Source organism: Actinosynnema sp. NPDC004786, assembly GCF_053601135.1.
In genome coordinates, this window is the sequence record NZ_JBSGBG010000021.1 from 79,557 (window position 1) to 99,332 (window position 19,776).

The 19,776-nt window shown below is 72.6% G+C and carries 17 protein-coding genes; 12 read left to right on the forward strand and 5 right to left on the reverse strand.

The window, feature by feature from the left end; translation table 11 throughout:
• Positions 1–146 precede the first annotated feature (146 nt).
• The 7 genes from ACWEFJ_RS20460 to ACWEFJ_RS20490 all read left to right on the forward strand — a co-directional run bounded on the left by ACWEFJ_RS20460 (position 147) and on the right by ACWEFJ_RS20490 (position 7,850).
• Positions 147–1,214, forward strand: coding sequence for a sensor histidine kinase (locus ACWEFJ_RS20460; protein ID WP_378088661.1), 1,068 nt, complete (start codon positions 147–149; stop codon positions 1,212–1,214).
• Positions 1,207–2,301 carry a hypothetical protein gene (locus tag ACWEFJ_RS20465; RefSeq protein ID WP_449714689.1) on the forward strand — a complete coding sequence of 365 codons (1,095 nt, stop codon included), beginning with the start codon at positions 1,207–1,209 and terminating at the stop codon, positions 2,299–2,301. Before ACWEFJ_RS20460 ends, ACWEFJ_RS20465 begins: the two co-directional genes overlap by 8 nt.
• The gene (locus ACWEFJ_RS20470; protein WP_378088665.1) at positions 2,286–2,936 is read left to right on the forward strand and encodes a response regulator; all 651 of its coding nucleotides are present in this window, start codon (positions 2,286–2,288) and stop codon (positions 2,934–2,936) included. The genes ACWEFJ_RS20465 and ACWEFJ_RS20470 overlap by 16 nt, the downstream gene beginning before the upstream one ends.
• 141 nt (positions 2,937–3,077) lie before the next feature.
• Positions 3,078–4,439, forward strand: coding sequence for a glycoside hydrolase family 6 protein (locus ACWEFJ_RS20475; protein ID WP_449714690.1), 1,362 nt, complete (start codon positions 3,078–3,080; stop codon positions 4,437–4,439).
• Positions 4,440–4,472: 33 nt separating this feature from the next.
• The gene (locus ACWEFJ_RS20480) at positions 4,473–4,961 is read left to right on the forward strand and encodes a MarR family winged helix-turn-helix transcriptional regulator (protein WP_449714691.1); all 489 of its coding nucleotides are present in this window, start codon (positions 4,473–4,475) and stop codon (positions 4,959–4,961) included.
• 73 nt (positions 4,962–5,034) lie between these two features.
• Positions 5,035–6,456: an MFS transporter gene (locus ACWEFJ_RS20485; protein WP_449714692.1), complete on the forward strand. Its 1,422-nt coding sequence runs from the start codon at positions 5,035–5,037 to the stop codon at positions 6,454–6,456.
• 191 nt (positions 6,457–6,647) lie between these two features.
• On the forward strand, positions 6,648–7,850 hold the full coding sequence (locus ACWEFJ_RS20490) for an MFS transporter (RefSeq protein ID WP_449714693.1): 1,203 nt from the start codon (positions 6,648–6,650) through the stop codon (positions 7,848–7,850).
• Positions 7,851–8,075: 225 nt separating this feature from the next.
• On the opposite strand, the gene ACWEFJ_RS20495 is transcribed toward ACWEFJ_RS20490, so the two are convergent.
• Entirely contained in the window at positions 8,076–8,888 is an 813-nt protein-coding gene (locus tag ACWEFJ_RS20495; RefSeq protein WP_449714694.1) for an alpha/beta fold hydrolase, read from the reverse strand.
• A 73-nt stretch (positions 8,889–8,961) separates the two neighbouring features.
• Between ACWEFJ_RS20495 and ACWEFJ_RS20500 the strand changes: the two genes are divergently transcribed.
• The 4 genes from ACWEFJ_RS20500 (at position 8,962) to ACWEFJ_RS20515 (ending at position 13,444) form a co-directional block, all read left to right on the forward strand.
• Positions 8,962–9,999 carry a sigma-70 family RNA polymerase sigma factor gene (locus tag ACWEFJ_RS20500; protein ID WP_449714695.1) on the forward strand — a complete coding sequence of 346 codons (1,038 nt, stop codon included), beginning with the start codon at positions 8,962–8,964 and terminating at the stop codon, positions 9,997–9,999.
• A gap of 87 nt (positions 10,000–10,086) precedes the next feature.
• On the forward strand, positions 10,087–10,539 hold the full coding sequence (locus tag ACWEFJ_RS20505) for a helix-turn-helix transcriptional regulator (protein ID WP_378094877.1): 453 nt from the start codon (positions 10,087–10,089) through the stop codon (positions 10,537–10,539).
• 5 nt (positions 10,540–10,544) lie between these two features.
• On the forward strand, positions 10,545–10,955 hold the full coding sequence (locus ACWEFJ_RS20510) for a VOC family protein (RefSeq protein ID WP_378094879.1): 411 nt from the start codon (positions 10,545–10,547) through the stop codon (positions 10,953–10,955).
• Positions 10,956–11,062: 107 nt separating this feature from the next.
• The gene (locus ACWEFJ_RS20515) at positions 11,063–13,444 is read left to right on the forward strand and encodes an ATP-binding cassette domain-containing protein (protein ID WP_449714696.1); all 2,382 of its coding nucleotides are present in this window, start codon (positions 11,063–11,065) and stop codon (positions 13,442–13,444) included.
• Positions 13,445–13,675: 231 nt separating this feature from the next.
• Here the strand turns inward: ACWEFJ_RS20515 and arfA are convergent, their stop codons facing one another.
• The 4 genes from arfA to ACWEFJ_RS20535 are packed head-to-tail and all read right to left on the reverse strand — an operon-like array spanning position 13,676 to position 18,354.
• Positions 13,676–15,181, reverse strand: a complete 1,506-nt coding sequence (arfA, locus tag ACWEFJ_RS20520; RefSeq protein ID WP_449714697.1) for an arabinosylfuranosidase ArfA — start codon at positions 15,179–15,181, stop codon at positions 13,676–13,678.
• A gap of 7 nt (positions 15,182–15,188) precedes the next feature.
• The gene (locus ACWEFJ_RS20525) at positions 15,189–15,995 is read right to left on the reverse strand and encodes a carbohydrate ABC transporter permease (protein WP_378094907.1); all 807 of its coding nucleotides are present in this window, start codon (positions 15,993–15,995) and stop codon (positions 15,189–15,191) included.
• A gap of 29 nt (positions 15,996–16,024) precedes the next feature.
• On the reverse strand, positions 16,025–16,987 hold the full coding sequence (locus ACWEFJ_RS20530) for a carbohydrate ABC transporter permease (RefSeq protein WP_449714698.1): 963 nt from the start codon (positions 16,985–16,987) through the stop codon (positions 16,025–16,027).
• A gap of 53 nt (positions 16,988–17,040) precedes the next feature.
• On the reverse strand, positions 17,041–18,354 hold the full coding sequence (locus ACWEFJ_RS20535; protein WP_449714699.1) for an ABC transporter substrate-binding protein: 1,314 nt from the start codon (positions 18,352–18,354) through the stop codon (positions 17,041–17,043).
• A 383-nt stretch (positions 18,355–18,737) separates the two neighbouring features.
• On the opposite strand from ACWEFJ_RS20535, the gene ACWEFJ_RS20540 reads away from it, so the two are divergent.
• Complete coding sequence (locus ACWEFJ_RS20540) at positions 18,738–19,766, forward strand: LacI family DNA-binding transcriptional regulator (RefSeq protein ID WP_378094889.1); 1,029 nt, start codon at positions 18,738–18,740, stop codon at positions 19,764–19,766.
• Positions 19,767–19,776: the final 10 nt, after the last annotated feature.

Sequence of the window (19,776 nt, forward strand, 5' to 3'; positions counted from 1 at the left end):
AGCTAGGGACGGCCGCCCTGCGCGGGCATCGGACCACGGGCCCGGACGACCCCTGACGAAAGTCGGGGGTGCCTGGGAACGCTCTCGGTCGGGGCGGGCCGCCGTCGCCCTCCGTTCACCCGACCCGGTGCGGTTAGGGTCGCGGCATGCCGGGGCAGGTCGAGTCCGAACTCCTCGCCGCCGTCGCGCGGTTCGCCGGACCGGTCCGCGGCGTCGGCGTCACGTTGATCAGCGCCTTCGGCGTGCTGTCCGTGCCGACCGAGGCCCTGCCGCTCGGGCTGGGGCTGTTCGGGCTGGTGCTGGTCGGCGCGGTGGCGGACTTCAGCTCGCCGAAGCCCGCGCTCGTGCTGGCGGTGGCCCGGGTGGTGGCGCTGTGCGCGGCGCACGACCAGATCGGCGGCACGGGCCAGTGGACGCTCAACGTGCTGACCACGACCGCGATCACGCTCCACTGGGAGTGGTCGCCGAAGGTCGCCGTGCCGACGACGGCCGCGCTGCTGGTGGTGCACGTCACCGCGGTGGGGTGGGACGGCGCGGCCGTGCTGCGGGTGGTGGTGGAGTGCACGTTGGCACGTGCGGCGTACCTCCTGCTGCGCCGCTCCTCGCGCCGGGTGGACGAGCTGCGCGTCCGGCGCGCGGCGTCGGAACGCGCCGAGGCGGTCGCGCTGGAACGGCGGCGGCGGGAACGCGAGTACCTCGCGCTGCTGCACGACACGGCGTCGGCGACCTTCCTGATGGTGGCGGTGCACGGTCGGGAGGCCGACCCGGCCGAGGTGGCCGGGTACGCGCGCCGCGACCTGGACCTGCTGACCGGCACCTCCGGCGTGCCGCGGGACAGCGCGGTGGACGTGGGCTCCTCGCTGCGGGCGGTCGTGGAGCGCAGCCCCCTGGCCGTGGACGCCCGGTGGGAGCCCGCCGAGGTGCCCGCCTCGGTCGCGTTGGCGCTGGTGCGGGCGGTGCGGGAGGCGTTGGCCAACGTCGAGCGGCACGCGGGCACCGGCGCGGCGCAGCTGCGGGTGCGGGCGTCGGACGGCGGCGGCGTCGTGGTGGAGGTGACCGACGCGGGCCCCGGGTTCGACGTCGGGGCGGTGTCCGGGCACCGGCGCGGGCTGCGCGGGTCGGTGGTCGAGCGGATGGCGGCGGCGGGCGGCCGGGCCGAGGTGACGTCCCGGCCGGGCCGGACGACGGTGCGGCTGGCGTGGCCGCATGGCTGAGCCGCGCGGGACCGACGGCTCCGAGGTCGAGCGGCACGTGTTCGCCACGCTGCGGCTGGTGCTGCTCGGCGTCACGGCCGTGGTGCAGGCGAGCCTGGGCGTCGGGCCGCTGCTCGGGCACCCGCACCCGGCCGCGCGGGTCGCGTTCGCGGTGCCGCTGCTGGTCGTGCTGCTGTGCGGGGTGTGGGTGGTGCGGCGCCGGCCGCTGCCCGTGCCCGTGGCGGTGGGCGGCGCGGTGGCGGTGCTGGCGGCGTCCGCGGTGGCCACCGCGGTGCTGCCGCCGCAGGCGCACTTCGGCCCGGCGCACTGGTCGTACGGCCTCGTCGGGTGGCACCTGCTGCTGTTGCTGCTGGACCGCGTCCCGGCGCTGCTCGCCGCGCAGGGCGCGCACCTCCTGCTCAGCGTGGGCCAATGGCTGCTCGCCGGCGCCCCGGACCGGGCGGAGATCGGCAACGCGGGCGTGGTCGTGCTCAGCGTGACCAGCTTCCAGGCGGGCGTCCTGGTCATGTCCCGGTTCATGCTGCGCACCGCCCGGCAGGCCGCCGAGGTCGCCGCCGAGCGGGAGCGCGCCGCGACCCGCGCCGCCCTGGCCGAGCAGTGGGGGCAGGACCTGCGCACCGGGTTCGCGGGCCAGCTCGGCACGACCCTACCGCTGCTCGCGGACCTCGCCGACGGCGTGCTCGACCCGCAGGACGAGGGCACGCGGCGGCGGTGCGCGCTCGCGGCCACCCAGCTGCGCCGGCTGTTCGCGGAGAACGACGACGTGCCGGACCCGCTGGTGCACGAGGTCACGGCGTGCGTGCACGTCGCCGAACGGCGCGGCGTGGACGTGTCGCTGGCGGTCAGCGGCGCGCCCGTGCCGGTGCCGACCGACGTGCGGCGGGAGCTGACCGGGCCGGTGGCGGAGGCGTTGTCGGCGGCCCGCGCGCGGGCCAGGGTGAGCCTGCTGCGCACCGCGGACGAGGTGCGGGTGGCGGTCGTCGCGGATGCCGGGGTGGAGGTGGGAACCGCGACGGGTCGGGTCGAGGTCGAATGCGGCACGTACGGTCGGCACACGCGGATGGAGGCCAGATGGCGGACGAGCTGAGTGCGGTGGTGGTGGACGATCACCCGGCGGTGCGCGCGGGTGTCGCCTACTGGCTGGCCTCCGGTTCGCCGCCGATCCGGGTCGTGGCGAGCGGCGACGACGTGCGGGCGGCGTGGCTGGGCGCGGGCGCGGAGGCCGACGTGGTGATCCTCGACCTGCACCTGGGCGGACCGACACCGGTGCTCGGCGACCTGCGCCGGCTGGTCGAGGCGGGGCGGCGCGTCGTCGTGTACTCGATGCGCGCCGACGACGACATCGCGTTGCAGTGCCTGGAACTGGGCGCGTTGTGCTACCTGACCAAGGCCGAGGGCGAGGAGCACCTGGTGCAGGCGACCCGTGCGGCGGCGGAGGGCAAGCCGTACACGCCGCCGTCGCTGGCGGGGGCGTTGGCGGGCGACCGGTCCGACCACCGGCCCGCGCTGTCGGCGCGGGAGGTGGAGGTGCTGGTCGAGTGGTTCCAGTCCGAGTCGAAGCCGTTCGTGGCGCAGCGGTTGGGCATCTCGCTGAGCACGGTGAACTCGCACCTGGAGCGCATCCGGGTGAAGTACGCGCTGATCGGGCGGGAGGCGCCGACGAAGGCGGCGCTGGTCGCGCGGGCGATCCAGGACGGCCTGATCGGCGTGGACGAGCTGTGACGGCCGACTTCGGGGCGTTCCGCTCGGGTTCGACCCGAACCACCCCGTGACCGCGACGGTCCGGAGGTGATCACGGCGGCGCGGTACGGTGGCGGGACACCGCCTCCCGCACATCGTTGTGATCACCGGAGGTAGCAGTTCATGAGGTTTCCCTTACGCGTCGGCTCCCTGTCGACGGCGGTCGCGATCGCCCTGGGCCTCGCGGTCGCCGGACCGGCCGGCGCGAGCCCGGTCACCCCGCAGTGGTCCCCCCGCGTCGACAACCCGTACGTCGGCGCGCGTGCCTACGTGAACCCCGAGTGGTCGGCGCGAGCCGCCGCCGAGCCGGGCGGCGCGGCCGTCGCCGGGCAGCCGACCGGCGTGTGGCTCACGAGCGTCGCCTCGATCGCGGGCGCGAACGGCCGCATGGGGCTGCGCGCCCACCTGGACGAGGCCCTGCGCCAGGGCGCCGACCTGGTCCAGCTCGTGCTGTGGAACCTGCCCGGCCGCGACTGCGGCTGGTTGTCCACCAACGGCGAGCTGGGCGTCGGCGAACTGTCACGCTACCAGCGCGAGTTCATCGACCCGATCGCCCGCGTCCTGGCCGACCCGGCGTACGCGCGGCTGCGCATCGTCACCGTCGTGGAGCCGAACTCGTTGCCGTTCCTGGTGACGCACGTGCTGCCCCGCCCGGACTCCACCCCGGCGTGCGAGCAGGTCAAGGCGGCCGGCTCCTACACCGAGGGCATCGGGTACGCGCTGGCGCGGCTGGGCGCGATCCGCAACGTCTACAACTACCTCGACATCGGCCACCACGGCAGCATCGGCTGGGACGACAACCGGCTGCCGACCCTGCGCCTGCTGGCGAAGGCCGCGACCTCGGCCGGCAGCAGGCTGACCGACGTGCACGGCTTCATCGCCAACACGGCCGACTACTCCGCGCTGCGCGAGGAGTTCATCGTCAAGACGGTGATCGCCGGGCAGCACATCCGGCAGACCCGGTGGGTCGACTGGAACCCGTTCCTCGACGAGCTGTCCTTCGCCGGGCACTTCCGGGCCGAGGCGGTCGCGGCCGGGTTCCCGTCCGGCGTCGGCGTGCTGATCGACACGTCCCGCAACGGCTGGGGCGGCCCGAACCGGCCGACCGCGCCCGGTCCGGAGACGAACGTGGAGACCTACGTCGAAACCGGCCGGATCGACCGCCGGGCGCGGATCTACAACTGGTGCAACCAGGTCGGCACGGGTCTGGGCGAGCGGCCGGTCGCCGCGCCGGCGCAGGGCGTGGACGCCTACGTGTGGATGAAGCCGCCGGGCGAGTCGGACGGCGCGAGCGTCCCGCTGCCGATCGGCGACGAGAACTTCAACCGGATGTGCGACCCGACCTACGACGGCCGGCCGACGTCCACGTTCGACCCGACCGGGGCATGGTCGGACGCGCCGCCGGCCGGGGCCTGGCACTCCGCCCAGTTCCGGGAGCTGCTGCGCAACGCCCACCCGCCGGTGAACCAGGTCTTCAGCGGATAATCCGCTTCCGTCCGGATCGTTAGACTGGGGGCCATGCCCGCCATGGCCCCCACCCGCACCGAGTCCGACCTGTCCTTCCTCCTGGACCACACCGGTCACGTGCTGCGGACCCGGATGGCGGCCGCGCTGGCCGAGATCGGCCTGACCGCGCGGATGCACTGCGTGCTCGTGCACGCCCTGGAGGAGGAGCGCACCCAGATCCAGTTGGCCGAGCTGGGCGACATGGACAAGACCACCATGGTCGTCACCGTGGACGCGCTGGAGAAGGCGGGCCTGGCCGAGCGGCGGCCGTCGGGCACCGACCGCCGCGCGCGGATCATCGCCGTGACCGAGAAGGGCGCGGAGCTGGCCCGGCAGAGCCAGGCCATCGTCGACGGCGTCCACCGGGCGGCCCTGGAGTCCCTGCCCGCGCAAGCCCGCGAAGGGCTCCTGCACGCGTTGAACCTGCTGGTCAGCGGGCATTTGTCGACGCCGGTCGCGGCGCCGCAGACGGCCCGGCGGGCCCGCGAGACCACCCGGTAGACCCGAAGAAGATTGTCTGTAACGAAACTATCCACTACGGTCCCTCCTGTTGCCACCGGAACAGGAGAGCCCCATGTCGTCCCCGCTCGCCACCCCGCTCGAAGCGCGCCCCGACCGCCGCCGGGCCGCGCTGGTCGTGCTGTCCGCCGCGATGTTGATGACGGTCCTCGACGGCAGCATCGTCACCGTCGCCATGCCGGCCATCCAGCGTGACCTGGGGTTCTCCCCCGCCGACCTGAGCTGGACGGTCAACGCCTACCTCATCGCGTTCGGCGGCCTGCTGCTGCTCGCCGGCCGGCTCGGCGACCTGGTCGGCCGCAAGGCGATGTTCCTGGCCGGGAACACCGTGTTCACCGCCGCGTCGCTGCTGGCGGGCGCGGCCGGCACGCCCGGCCTGCTGATCGCCGCCCGGTTCCTGCAGGGCGCGGGCAGCGCGATGGCGTCGGCGGTCGTGCTCGGCATCCTCGTCACCCTGTTCACCGACCCGGCGGAACGCGCCAGGGCGATCGGCGTGTTCAGCTTCACCGGCGCGGCGGGCGCGTCCCTGGGCCAGGTGCTCGGCGGCGTGCTGACCGACGCGCTGAGCTGGCACTGGATCTTCTTCATCAACCTGCCGATCGGCGCGGCCACCGTGCTGCTGGCGGTCCGGGTGCTGCCGACCGACCGGGGCGCGGGCCTGGCCGCCGGCGCGGACGTGCTCGGCGCGGCGCTCGTGACCGGCGGGCTCATGCTCGGCATCTACACCGTGGTCGGGATCGAGCGGCACGGCTGGACGTCCGCGCACACGCTCGGCCTGGGCGCGGTGTCGGTCGCGTTGCTGGCCGCCTTCACCGTGCGCCAGGCGAAAGCGCGGACACCGCTGATGCCGCTGCGGGTCCTGCGCTCGCGCACCGTGGTGGGCGCGAACCTGGTGCAGGCGCTGACGCTGTCGGCGATGTTCGCGTTCCAGGTCGTCGTCGCGCTGTTCATGCAGCGGGTGCTGGCCTACAGCGCCCTGGCCACCGGTCTCGCGATGCTGCCGGCGGCGGTCTCCATCGGCGCGGTGTCGCTGTTCGCCTCGGCCCGGTTGAACACCCGCTTCGGCGAGCGCGCCGTGCTGCTGGTCGGGTTGGCGCTGCTGGCCGGCGCGATGCTGAAGCTCGTCGCGGTCCCCGTGGACGCCGACTACGCGACCGACCTGCTGCCGGTCATGCTGCTGATCGCGGGCGGCGGGCTCGTGCTGCCCGCGCTGGCCTCGTTGGGCATGGCCGACGCGAAGCCGGACGACGCCGGCCTGGTATCGGGGCTGTTCAACACCACCCAGCAGGTCGGCATGGCGGTGGGCGTCGCGGTGCTGTCCACGCTGGCCGCCGCGCGGACCGGGGAGGAGCTGGCCGCGGGCGTGCCGGAGCCCGCGGCGCTGACCGCCGGGTACCACGTGGCCTTCACCGTCGCCGCGGTCCTGCTCGGCGCGGCGTTCCTGGCGGCGCTGACCGTGCTGCGCAAGCGCCGCTGACCCGCGTCCGCCGGTTCGGAGCGCGGGGCCGTTGCCGTGGTCCCCACGCCCGCGCCGTGTGAGCAGACGCACGCGGCGCGGGCGTCGGACGTGCGGGACGAGGCGGGTAAAATCGTTTCAGTAGCTAAGGAAGTCGGGTAGGCACACGTCGCGCGGTCACTGTCGACACGGGACACTGACAGGAGCGACGCATGACAGCGACCGTCGAGTCCACTGTGACCCGTCGGAGTGGCCGGGGCGGCGGCGCCGCGATGATCGCGCTGGCGCTGGGCGGCTTCGGGATCGGCACCACCGAGTTCGCCACCATGGGGCTGCTGCCGCAGATGGCGGCCACGTTCGACATCTCCATCCCCACCGCGGGCCACGCGATCAGCCTCTACGCGCTCGGCGTGGTGGTCGGCGCGCCGCTCATCGCCGGGCTGGCCGCGAAGCTGCCGCGCAAGGGCCTGCTCATCGGCCTCACCCTCGCGCTCGCGCTCGGCAACGGGCTGTCCGCGCTCGCCCCGAACGCCACCCTGCTCATGACGTCGCGCTTCGTGGCCGGGCTGCCGCACGGCGCGTTCTTCGGCATCGCCGCCGTGGTCGCCGCCACGCTCGTGCCGCCGGAGCGGCGCGGCACGGCGGTCGCCCGGATCATGGTCGGGCTCACCGTCGCCAACCTGGTCGGCGTGCCGGTCGCCACCGCCGCCGGCCAGCAGATCGGGTGGCGGGTGGCGTACCTCGCGGTGGCCGTGATCGAGGTCGTGACGGCGCTGGCCGTGGCCCGGTGGCTACCCCGCGTGCCGGCCGCGCGGGACGCGAGCGTCGCCGCCGAGCTGAGCGCGTTCCGCCGGCCGCAGGTGTGGTTCGCGCTGCTCACGGGCATGATCGGGTTCGGCGGCATGTTCGCCGTCTACTCCTACATCTCGCCGATCACGACCGAGGTCACCGGGTTGTCCGCGTCGGCCGTGCCGTGGGTGCTCGCGGTGTTCGGGCTCGGCATGACCATCGGCGCGACGGTCGGCGGCCGGTTCGTGGACCGGTCCGTGATGGGCACGGTGTTCGGGGCGATGATCGCGGTGACGGTCGTGCTGGTCGCGTTCGCGCTGACCGCCACCTCGGCCGTGATGGCGTTCGGCACGGTGTTCCTGCTCGGGCTCGTGTCGCAGGTGCTGGCCTCGGCGCTCCAGGTGCGCCTGATGGACGCCTCGCCCGACGCGCCGTCGCTGGCGTCCTCGTCCAACCACTCGGCGTTGAACATCGCCAACGGCGCGGGCGCGTGGCTGGGCGGCCTGGCGATCGGCGCGGGCTGGGGCTTCACCTCGACCGCGTGGGTCGGGGTCGCCCTGAGCCTGGCGGGCCTGGCGGTCGCCGCCCTCTCGGTCCTCCTCGACCGCCGCCACATCCCCACCTGACCCCCACCCCCGCGTGAGTCCAACCCCCACGTCACGTGAGTCGAACACTCAGGTCGCGTGAGTCCAACGTTCGCGTCGCGTGAGTCCAACGTTCGCGCACCCCGAGTTCAACACTCGGCCGACCGCCCGGTATGCCGAGTGTTGAACTCATGGGGCCTGAGTGTTCGACACTCGGGGCCTGGGTGTTCGACTCACGCGGGGTGAACGTTGGACTCTCGTGAGGGGTCAGGGCAGCAGCTCGCGCAGGCGGGCGGCGAAGCGGGCCGGGTCGTCCACGAAGCCGATGTGACCGCCGGGGAACCGGGTCGGCTCGACGCCGAGGCCTTCCGCGAGCGCGAGCGACGTGCGCTCGCACAGCTCACCGCCCGAGTCCTCGCCGATGCCGACCACGACGCGGGTCGGCACGGAACGCAGCAGGTCGAGGTCCGGCACCCACCGGACGGTCGGCCGCAGCATGTGCTCGTACTGGAACCGCTCGTCGGCGAGGTCCTGCGGTGGGCGCTCGCCGCCGAACACCTGCTCCACCACCTCGTCGGGCATGTGGATGTTGGCGATGGCCATGAACTGCCGCCACGCGCCCACGGGGTCGCCGGCCAGGTAGGTGGCGACCATCTCGTCGGTCCGCCGGAGCAGGTCCTCCCGGTCCGGCACGAGCTGGTCCAGCGGCGGCTCGTGCGCGATCACGGTGTGCGCGAGGTCCGGGCGCGCCTGCGCGAGCGCCAGCACGCTCACCGCGCCGCCGCTGGAGCCGAGGACGACGGCGGGCCCCGCGTCCACGTGCGCGATGAGCCGGGCCAGGTCGTCGGCACGCAGCTCGGGCGTGGCGTCGCGGTCCGGGTCGTCCACCTTGCTGCGGTTGATGCCCCGCGGGTCGGTGGTGAGCACGGTGTGGTCCGCGGCGAGCAGGTCGGCCAGCCGCTCGAACGGCCGGGCGTCCATCGGCGCGCCCACGAGCACCACCAGCGGTCCGCGGCCGCGGACCTCGTAGTGCAACAGCGCGTCGGGCACGCGCAGGGTCTCGGTGGTGGTGTGGGTCATCGTGTCCTCCCGGGACGGTTCCGGAGTGCTCGTTCGCCGGTAGGACTCCCGGGGTGGGGCAGAATCGTCGGTCGTGAGCGAAGTTCTTCCGGCGGGTTCCCCGGCGGCGGCCGAGGAGGCGGACCTGGCGCGCGCCCGCGACGGCGACGGTGCCGCCTTCACGCGCCTCGTGCAACCGCTGCGCCGGGAGCTGCACGCCCACTGCTACCGCATGCTCGGCTCCGTCCACGACGCGGACGACGCCCTCCAGGACGCGCTGCTCCGCGCGTGGCGCGGCCTGGGCCGCTTCGAGGGGCGGGGTTCGCTGCGCTCGTGGCTCTACAAGGTCGCCACGCACGCGTGCCTGGACGCGGTCGAGAGCCGGGGGCGGCGGGCGCTGCCGGTGGACCTCGGGCCGTCCAGCGAACGGGCCGTGCTGGACGACGTGCCGCCGGCCGACGTCGCGTGGCTGGGGCCGTACCCGGACGCGGGCCTCGGCGACGACGGGACGGCCGGGCGCTACGCGCAGCGGGAGGCCGTGGAGCTGGCGTTCGTCGCCGCGCTCCAGCACCTGCCCGGCAACCAGCGCGCGGCGTTGCTGCTGTTCGAGGTGCTGGGGTTCGCGGTGGCCGAGATCGCGGCCCTGATGGACACCTCGACCACCTCGGTGAACTCCGCGCTGGCCCGGGCGCGCCGGGTCGTCGCCGAGAAGGTGCCGCAGCGGTCCCAGCAGCAGGCGTTGCGCCTGGTCGGGGACGCGCGGCTGCGGCAGGTCGTGGCCGCCTACGCCGGCGCGCTGGAACGCGGCGACGCCGACGCGATGGTCGCGCTGCTGACCGAGGACGTCACCTGGTCGATGCCGCCGATGTCGCACTGGTACCGCGGCATCGAGGCGGTCACCGACTTCGTCGTGCGGGTGCCGATGACGAGCTGCCCGCCGTGGCGGCACCGGGAGACGAGCGCGAACGGCCAGCCCGCCGTCGCCTGCTACCTGTGGGACGAGCGCGCGGGCGCGCACCTGCCGTGGGCGATCAACGTGCTGACGCTGCGCGACGGGCTGATCGCCGAGGTGACGTCGTTCGTCGGCGCGGAGCACTTCCCGCCGTTCGGGCTGCCCGCGTCACTGCCCTGACCGGTCCCGGGCGTCGCGGTCCGTGACGGGCGTCCGGCGCGTCCGTTCCGGCTGCTCCTCACCCGGTCGTGTGGCACTATCGCGCACGTGACCAGCTCCTCCACCGCCGCCACGCACCACCTGCGCGACCTGGCCCTGCTGCGGCGCGTGCGCGACCGGATCGACCGCGAGTTCGCCCAGCCGCTGGACGTGGAGGCCCTCGCCCGGGGCGTGAACGTGTCGGCCGGGCACCTCAGCCGGCAGTTCCGGCGTGCCTACGGGGAGTCACCGTACTCGTACCTCATGACGCGGCGCATCGAGCGGGCGATGGCCCTGCTGCGGCGCGGCGACCTCAGCGTCACCGAGGTCTGCTTCACCGTGGGCTGCTCGTCGCTCGGCACGTTCAGCACCCGGTTCACGGAGCTGGTGGGCATGTCGCCCAGCGCGTACCGGCGCGAGGCGGCGGCCGAGGTGGCGGGGATGCCGGCGTGCGTCGCCAAGCAGGTCACCCGACCGGTCAGGAATCGAGAAGCGCCGGCCCGGGGCCCGAACCTAGCGTGATCGCCATGGACATCACCATTCACCAGACCTTCCTCCCCCAGGACGACCCGGAGGCCGCCCTGGGCTTCTACCGCGACCTCCTCGGCTTCGAGGTGCGCAACGACGTCGGCTACGAGGGCATGCGCTGGATCACCATCGGCCCGGTCGGCCAGCCCGACACGTCCGTCGTGCTGCACCCGCCGGCCGCCGACCCGGGCGTCACCGAGGACGAGCGCCGCACGATCGTGGAGATGATGGCCAAGGGCACCTACGCCGCCATCAACCTGGCCACCAAGGACCTCGACGGCACGTTCGACGCGCTCCAGGGCGGGGGCGCGGAGGTCGTGCAGGAGCCGACCGAGCACCCGTACGGCGTGCGGGACTGCGCGTTCCGCGACCCGGCGGGCAACCTGGTCCGCATCCAGCAGCTGCGCTGAACCGTCCACAGCGGAACGCCCACCCCGCCGCCGGCCCGGGGTGGGCGCTCGTCCCCCGACCACCACACCGCACGCGCCCCGCACAACCGGATGGAGACACGATCAGCATGGCCACGAGGAAGACCGCGCCGTCGTCCGAGCCGCACCTCGCCGACCGCCACGACCTCATCCGCGTGCAGGGCGCGCGCGTGAACAACCTCAAGGACGTCAGCGTCGAGATCCCGAAGCGGCGGCTGACGGTGTTCACCGGCGTGTCCGGCTCGGGCAAGAGCTCGCTGGTGTTCGGCACGATCGCCGCCGAGTCGCAGCGGATGATCAACGAGACGTACAGCGCGTTCGTGCAGGGGTTCATGCCGTCGTTGGCGCGGCCCGAGGTGGACGTGCTCGAAGGGCTGACCACGGCGATCATCGTGGACCAGGAGCGGTTGGGCGCGAACCCTCGGTCGACGGTCGGCACCGTGACCGACACGAACGCGATGCTGCGCATCCTGTTCAGCAGGCTCGGCACGCCGCACATCGGCCCGCCGAACGCGTACTCGTTCAACGTGCCGTCGGTGAGGGCCAGCGGCGCGATCACGGTCGAGCGCGGCGGCAAGACCAAGGCCGAGAAGGCGACGTTCACCCGGCTCGGCGGCATGTGCCCGCGGTGCGAGGGCATGGGGTCGGTCAACGACATCGACCTCGCCGCGCTGTACGACGACACCAAGTCGCTCAACGAGGGCGCGCTGACCATCCCCGGCTACAGCATGGACGGCTGGTACGGCCGGATCTTCCGCGGCTGCGGGTTCTTCGACCCGGACAAGCCGATCCGCAAGTACACCAAGCGGGAGCTGCACGACCTGCTCTACAAGGAGCCGACGAAGATCAAGGTCGAGGGCATCAACCTGACCTACTCGGGGCTGATCCCGTCCATCCAGAAGTCCTACCTGTCCAAGGACGTCGACTCGCTCCAGCCGCACATCCGGGCGTTCGTGGAGCGGGCGGTGACGTTCACGACCTGCCCGGACTGCGGCGGCACGCGGCTGGCCAAGGAGGCGTTGTCGTCCAGGATCAAGGGCCTGAACATCGCCGACGTGTGCGCGATGCAGATCAGCGACCTGGCGCAGTGGGTCCGGGAGCTGGACGAGCCGTCGGTGGCGCCGCTGTTGGCGAACCTGGGGCGAACGCTGGACTCCTTCGTGGACATCGGCCTGGGCTACCTGTCGCTCGACCGGCCGTCCGGCACGCTGTCCGGCGGCGAGGCGCAGCGCACCAAGCTGATCCGCCACCTCGGGTCGTCGCTCACCGACGTGACGTACGTGTTCGACGAGCCCACCATCGGCCTGCACCCGCACGACATCGACCGGATGAACGCGTTGCTGCTGCAGTTGCGGGACAAGGGCAACACCGTGCTGGTGGTCGAGCACAAGCCCGAGGTGATCGCGATCGCCGACCACGTCGTGGACCTCGGCCCGGCGGCGGGCACGGGCGGCGGCGAGGTCGTGTTCGAGGGCACGGTCGAGGGGCTGCGCGCGGCCGACACCCTCACCGGGCGGCACCTGGACGACCGGGCGTCGCTGAAGCCGGCGGTGCGCGAGCGGTCGGGCGTGCTGGAGGTGCGCGGGGCGGCCACGCACAACCTGCGGGACGTCGACGTGGACATCCCGCTGGGGGTGCTGTGCGTGGTGACCGGCGTGGCGGGGTCCGGCAAGAGCTCGCTGATCCACGGGTCGGTCGCCGGGCGTGACGGCGTGGTGGTCATCGACCAGGGCGCGATCCGGGGGTCGCGGCGCAGCAACCCGGCGACGTACACCGGGCTGCTCGACCCGATCCGCAAGGCGTTCGCCAAGGCCAACGGCGTGAAGCCCGCGTTGTTCAGCTCGAACTCCGAGGGCGCGTGCCCGACGTGCAACGGCGCGGGGGTGATCTACACCGAGCTGGGCGTGATGGCGACCGTCGAGTCCACGTGCGAGGACTGCGAGGGCAAGCGGTTCCAGGCGTCGGTGCTGGAGTACACGTTGGGCGGGCGGGACATCGCCGAGGTGCTGGCGATGTCCGTGGTGGAGGCGGAGGCGTTCTTCGGCGAGGGCGAGGCGCGCACGCCGGCCGCGCACAAGGTCCTCGACCGGCTCGCCGACGTCGGCCTGGGGTACCTGACGCTGGGGCAGCCGCTGACCACGTTGTCCGGCGGTGAGCGGCAGCGGCTCAAGCTGGCCGCGCAGATGGCGGAGAAGGGCGACGTCTACATCCTGGACGAGCCGACCACCGGTCTGCACCTCGCCGACGTGGAGCAGCTGCTGGGGCTGCTCGACCGGCTGGTCGACTCGGGCAAGTCCGTCATCGTGATCGAGCACCACCAGGCCGTGATGGCGCATGCGGACTGGATCATCGACCTGGGCCCGGGCGCGGGCCACGACGGCGGCCGGATCGTGTTCGAGGGCACCCCGGCCGACCTGGTCGCCGCCCGCTCCACCCTGACCGGCGACCACCTGGCCGCCTACGTCGCCTGACCCCACCGCGCGTGTCCTACCTCCAGAACACGCGTGTCCTACCTCCAGAACGCGTGAGTCCTACGTTCAGAACGCGCGTGTCCTACGTTCAGAACGCGTGAGTCCTACGTTCAGGACCCCTGAATTCAACGCTCGGACCACGTGCCGGGGCCGAGGTGGCCGGTCCTGAGCGTTGAATTCGGGGTACCTGAGCGTTGGACTCACGCGACGTGAAGGTAGGACACGCGTGGGTTAGGGGTGGTTGGTCAGGCGGATGGCGGTCCAGGAGACCGGGGGCAGGACAGTGTGCAGGTCGCCGTCGGTGACGGTGACGTCGTGCGGCTTCGGCACGACGCGGTCCGGGTCGGTCTCGGTGTTGGTCGCCGAACCGTCCGGGTCGTGCACGGCCCACGCCTCGGCCACCCGCACGTCGCCGAACGCGGCCAGGCCGACGCGCAGGTCCACCGGCTCGGTCCGGTGCCGGTTCACCACGAACAGCACCGTGTCGCCGGACTCCGCGTCGTGCGTGGCCACCGCGTCCACCACGGGCACGTCGCCGAAGCGCTTGGTCGGGAAGGTCGGCGAGGACGTCTCCACCCGCAGCACCTGCCCCCGCGCCAGCCGCGACGTCAACGCGAACGGGTGGAACGTCGTCTGCCGCCACGCCGGCCCGCCCGGCTCGCTGCGGATCGGCGCGATCACGTTCACCAGCTGCGCCTGGCACGCCACCGCCACCCGGTCGCTGTGCCGCAGCAACGAGATCAGCAGGTTCCCGACCACCACGGCGTCGGTGACGTCGTACTGGTCCTCGATGACCCGCGGCGCGACCTCCCACTCGGTGCGCGGCGCGTCCTGGAACCGCTTCATGTACCAGACGTTCCACTCGTCGAACGAGAGCGTGATCTTCTTGCTGCTCTTGAGCCGCGCGCCGACCGCGTCCGCCGTGGCCACGACGCTGTCGATGAAGTGGTCCATGTCCACGGCCGAGGCGAGGAAGCTGTCCACGTCCCCGTCCAGCACCTCGTAGTACGCGTGCAGCGAGATGTGGTCCACCTCGTCGTAGGTCAGCTCCAGCACGGTGGACTCCCACTCGCCGAACGTCGGCATGGAGGAGCCGGAGCTGCCGCACGCGACCAGTTCCAGGTCCGGCTCGGCCTGCCGCAGCGCGCGGGCGGTCTCGGCGGCCAGCCGGCCGTACTCGTGCGCGGTCTTGTGGCCGAGCTGCCACGGCCCGTCCAGCTCGTTGCCCAGGCACCACAGCTTCACGCCGTAGGGCCGTTCCGCCCCGTTCGCGCGGCGCAGCTCCGACAGGTGCGTGCCGCCCTCGTGGTTCATGTACTCGTGCACGTCCAGCGCCTCGGCGACCCCGCGCGTACCGAGGTTCACCGCGTACATCACCTCGACGTCGGCCTTGCGCGCCCAGCGGGCGAACTCGTCGATGCCGACCTCGTTGGTCTCCAGGCTGTGCCACGCCAGCTCCCGGCGCACGGGGCGCTGCTCGACCGGGCCGATGCCGTCCTCCCAGCGGTAGCCGGACACGAAGTTCCCGCCGGGGTAGCGCACCAGCGAGACGCCCAGTTCACGGGTCAGGGCCAGCACGTCGCCGCGGAACCCGTCCTCGTCGGCGGTCGGGTGGCCGGGTTCGTAGATGCCGGTGTAGACGCAGCGGCCCATGTGCTCCACGAACGACCCGAAGAGCCGGCGGCGCACCGGCGCGATGACGTAGTCGGGGCTGAGGGCGAGAGAGGCGTTGAGCACGACACTCCTACTTCAGGGCGCCCGCGGCCGCACCGCTGCGCCAGAAGCGCTGCAGCAGGACGAAGGCGACGATGAGCGGGACGATGGCCAGCAGCGAGCCGGTCACCACGAGGTTGAACAGCATCCGGGTGCCGGCCTCCTGCTGCGCGGTGTTGAACCAGGTGGTCAACCCCACGGTGAGCGGGTAGAGGTCGGCGTCGCTGAGCATCACCAGGGGCAGGAAGTAGTTGTTCCAGGTGGCGACCAGCGTGAACAGGAAGACGGTGACGATCGCCGGGCGCATCATCGGCACCGCGATCTGCCAGAAGATGCGCAGCTCGCCCGCCCGGTCGATGCGGGCCGCGTCGATCAGCTCCACCGGCACGCTCTCGGCCACGTACACGCGCACCAGGTACGCGCCGAACGGGCTGAGCAGCGACGGCAGGATGACCGCCCACACCGTGTCGACCAGCTCCACCTCCGACAGGATCAGGTACGTCGGCAGTACCAGCGCGGTGGCCGGCACCATGATCATGCCCAGCAGCGCCGTCTCGAACAACCGCTTGCCCGGGAAGTGGAACCGCGCCAGGCCGTACCCCGCGGCGGCGGCCAGGGCCGTCGCGCCGACCGCGCTCAGGCCCGAGTACAGCGCCGTGTTGACCAGCCACTTGCCGTAGGCCCCGTCGTCCTCGCGGAACAGCTGCCCGATGTTGTCGAAGAGGCTGAACCCGGCGAACCACAGCGCCGGGCTGTCGAGCAGGTCGGGCTGGCTCTTGGTGGCCGCGACGACCACCCACAGCAGCGGCACGGCGAAGTAGAGGATGCCCGCGCCCATCAGCAGGTGCGGGAGCCGGGTCTTGGCCTTCACGCGCGGGCACCCCGCCTCCGGTTGTTGACGAACACGAACGCGTAGGCCACCACGAACACCAGGAAGCCCAGCGCGAACGAGATCGCGGCCGAGTAGTGGAAGTCCGAGTAGGCGAACGCCTGGTTGTAGGCGTAGAGGTTCGGCGTGTAGCCGGCCGAGATCTGCGGCGCGAACCGGGCCATGATCTGCGGTTCGGTGAAGAACTGCATGGTGCCGATCACGGTGAAGATCGCGGCCAGCGAGATCGCCTGCCTGATCGCGGGCACCTTGACCCGCAGCGCGACCTGCACCGGCGTCGCGCCGTCGATGACCGCGGCCTCGTGCAGCTCCCTCGGCACGCCCTGCAACGCCGAGTACAGGATGATCATGTTGTACCCGGTCCACGCCCACGTCACGATGTTGCCCAGCGACACCAGCAGCAGCGAGACGCCGAAGAAGTCGATCGGCTCGCCCCCGACCAGCGTCGGCAGGTCCGCGAACGGGCCGAACGTGCGGCTGTAGAGGAAGCCCCACATGAGCGCGCCGACCACGGCCGGCACCGCGTAGGGCATGAACGCGATGAGCCGGAACGCCAGGGCGAACCTGGTCGTCACGGCGTCGAGCGCGAGCGCGCCGGCCAGCGCCAGGCCGAGCATGACGGGGATCTGCACGAGTCCGAACAGGACGACCCGGAGCAGCCCGTCGAGCAGGACCGGGTCGGTGAACGCGCGCACGTAGTTGGCGAGACCGCTGAACCGCGTGCCGAGGGCGAGGCTCTTGGTGGACAGGCTGAGCCAGAACGCGTACCCCAGCGGCACGACCAGGAACGCGACCACGACGAGGAAGAACGGCAGCACGAACAACGCGCCCGCCACCGGGTGCGCGGTGACCCGGCGCGACCGCCGCCGCGCGCGGGACTCGACCGGTGCGGCCGGCGGCTCGTCGGCCGCCGGCGCCGTGATCGGCAGGGACCGGGTCACGGTGGACCTCCTCCACTGGACCTCGTGGCCCGCCGCGGCGGGCCGGGCGGGCGCTACCGGCTGACCTTGAAGCCCTGCTTCTCGGCGTACGCGACGACGTTCTTCTGCGTCTCCTCCAGCACGCTGCTCCACGGCCGGCCGCCGGACAACGCCTCCGCGCTGCGGTCGGTCAGCTCGCCGTAGACGAAGTCCTGGAACGGGGTGAACTGGAAGTCGCCGAGCTTCTCCGACACCGGCACGAAGATCTCGTTCACCTTCTGGCCGGCGAAGAAGTCGTACGCCTTGCCGGTGAACGCCGGGTCCGCCGCGACGTCCTTCACCAGCGGGTAGAGGAACGCCTTGTCCAGGCCGATCTCCCAGGCCGCGGCGGACTTCCCGAACAGCTCCCGGGCCACCGTGGTCGCCGCCTCAGGGTTCTTGGCCTGCTTGGTCACGGTGAACGTGGAGCCGCCCCAGTCGCCCTGCTCGTCCGCGCCCGCGGTCCACTGCGGCATGGGCGCGACGGCCCACTTGCCGGCGGTGTTCTTCAGCGAGCCCGCCAGGTAGCCGGGCGTCCACCCGGCCGCGGCCCACGTCCAGTACTTGCCCGAGTCCAGCGCGGCGGAGGCGTCGGCGGTGAAGAACGGGTCCTTGGCCATGAGCCCCCGGTCGACCAGGTCGCCGAGCAGGTCGATCACGCGCTCGCACTCCGGCGCGGTCAGGTTGATCCTCACCTGGTCCCGGGCGGTGGTGTGGGAGTAGCCGTACGGGCGGCACCCCGACTGCCACATCAGGCCGTTGAGCCAGCCGCCGTCGCTGCCGAAGCTCGCGATGTGCGCGCCGGGGTCGACGGCCTTGATCCGCGCGGCCGCGTCGGCGTACTCCGCCCAGGTGGTCGGCACCGGGATGCCGTGCTGCTCGAACAGGTCCTTGCGGTACATCAACGCCATCGGGCCGCCGTCGACCGGGATCGCGTAGACCTTGTCGCCGTCGGTGGCCTGCTTCCACGCCCACTCGGCGTAGAGGTCCTCGTCCTCGTTGGCCCCGTGCTCCCCCATGTCGATCAGGGCGTCGAGGATGACGAACGTGGGGATCTGCTGGAACTCCACCATCGCCACGTCCGGCGCGCCCTTGCCGGCGGTGATGGCGGTCTTGAGCTTGGCGTAGTGGTCCGCCCCGGTGCCGGCGTTGGTCCACTCGACCTTGATGTCCGGGTGGGAGGCGTTGAACGCCTCGACCACCCCCTTGAACTCCGGGTACCAGGCCCAGACGGACACCGTGACCGGTCCGTCGCCGTCGCCGCTCGCCCCGCCGCACGCCGCCGCGGCGAGCAGGCCGCAGACGGCGAGCCCTCCTCGGAGTTTCGCCAACCAGGTGGTGCCGGACATGAGTGCGCCTTTCCGTCGCCGCATGCGCCCGAGGGCATGCGCGACCGCGATCACGGTGCGTGAACGAGACGGACGGGTGGTGGCGACCCCGCGAGGCGCGGTGCGGGCGCCCTGGAGGTCGGGTCCGGGTGTCGCACCACGGCCCGGCGGGTCCTGGGGTCCCGACCGCGTCTGCCACCGTGGCACCGGGTCTTGCTGCGCTGCAAAGCACTATGGACGGCGTTTTGCCGCGCTGCAAGACTCCATCTGAAGTTAATCCAAATGAGATTGGGGTGGTCTCCGCGGCCCGTTCGGTCGGCCTTGTCGCGGCAGGGGTCGGCGTGCACACTCCCTTGCAGCGCTGTAGCGGTGGGGCCGCCGCGCCGGTCCGACGGAGGAGAACGATGCGCGACGCCACGCTGCGTGACGTAGCCGAGCTGGCGGGCGTGTCCGCGCGGACGGTCTCGAACGTGGTGAACGGCTACGCGCGGGTCACCGAGCGGACCCGGGAGAAGGTCGAGCGGGCGATCAAGGAGCTGGGCTACCGGCCCAACGTGCTGGCGCGCAACCTGGCCAACGGCCGGTCCGGGCAGATCGCCGTGGTCGTGCCCTACCTGGACACCCCGTACTTCGCGGAGCTGTTGCAGGCCATCATCCCCAGGGCGCGGGAACGCGGCTACAACGTCCTGATCGACCAGACCGACGGCGACCCGGCGCACGAGCGGGAGCTGATCCGGCGGGGCGGGCGCGCCCTGCTGTTCGACGGCATGATCTTCAGCCCGCTCGGCCTCGCGCAGCAGGACCTGGACGACGGCGACCCGACGCTGCCGCTGGTGGTCCTCGGCGAGCGCTCCTCCAACGGGGCGTTCGACCACGTCGGCATCGACGACGTGGCGGCGTCGCGGGAGGCCACCGCGCACCTCCTGGGCCTGGGCAGGCGGCGGGTCGCGGCCATCGGCGACCAGCCGTACCCGACCGGGGAGGCCGCCCAGCTGCGCACCCTCGGCTACCGGCAGGCCCACGCCGAGGCCGGGCTGCCCGTGGACGAGTCGCTGATCATCCGCAGGCCGAGGTTCAACCGGGCCGACGGCTCGGCCGCGATGCGCGTGCTGCTCGACCGGGCGGACCCGCCGGACGCCGTGTTCTGCTACAGCGACCTGGTCGCGCTCGGCGCGCTGCACGAGGTGCTGGCCCGCGGGCTGCGCGTGCCGGAGGACATCGCGCTGATCGGCTACGACGACATCGAGGACGGCCGCTACTCCACCCCGACGATCAGCACGATCTCGCCGGACAAGGAGGCCATCGCCACGACCGCGGTGGAACGGGTGCTCGCGCGCATCGGCAGCGCCGAACCGCTGCCCGGCATCGAGGTCCGCGCCACGCACCGGCTCGTCGCGCGGCAGAGCACCCTCGGGCGGGCCGCCTCGCGGTGACCCGCGCCGG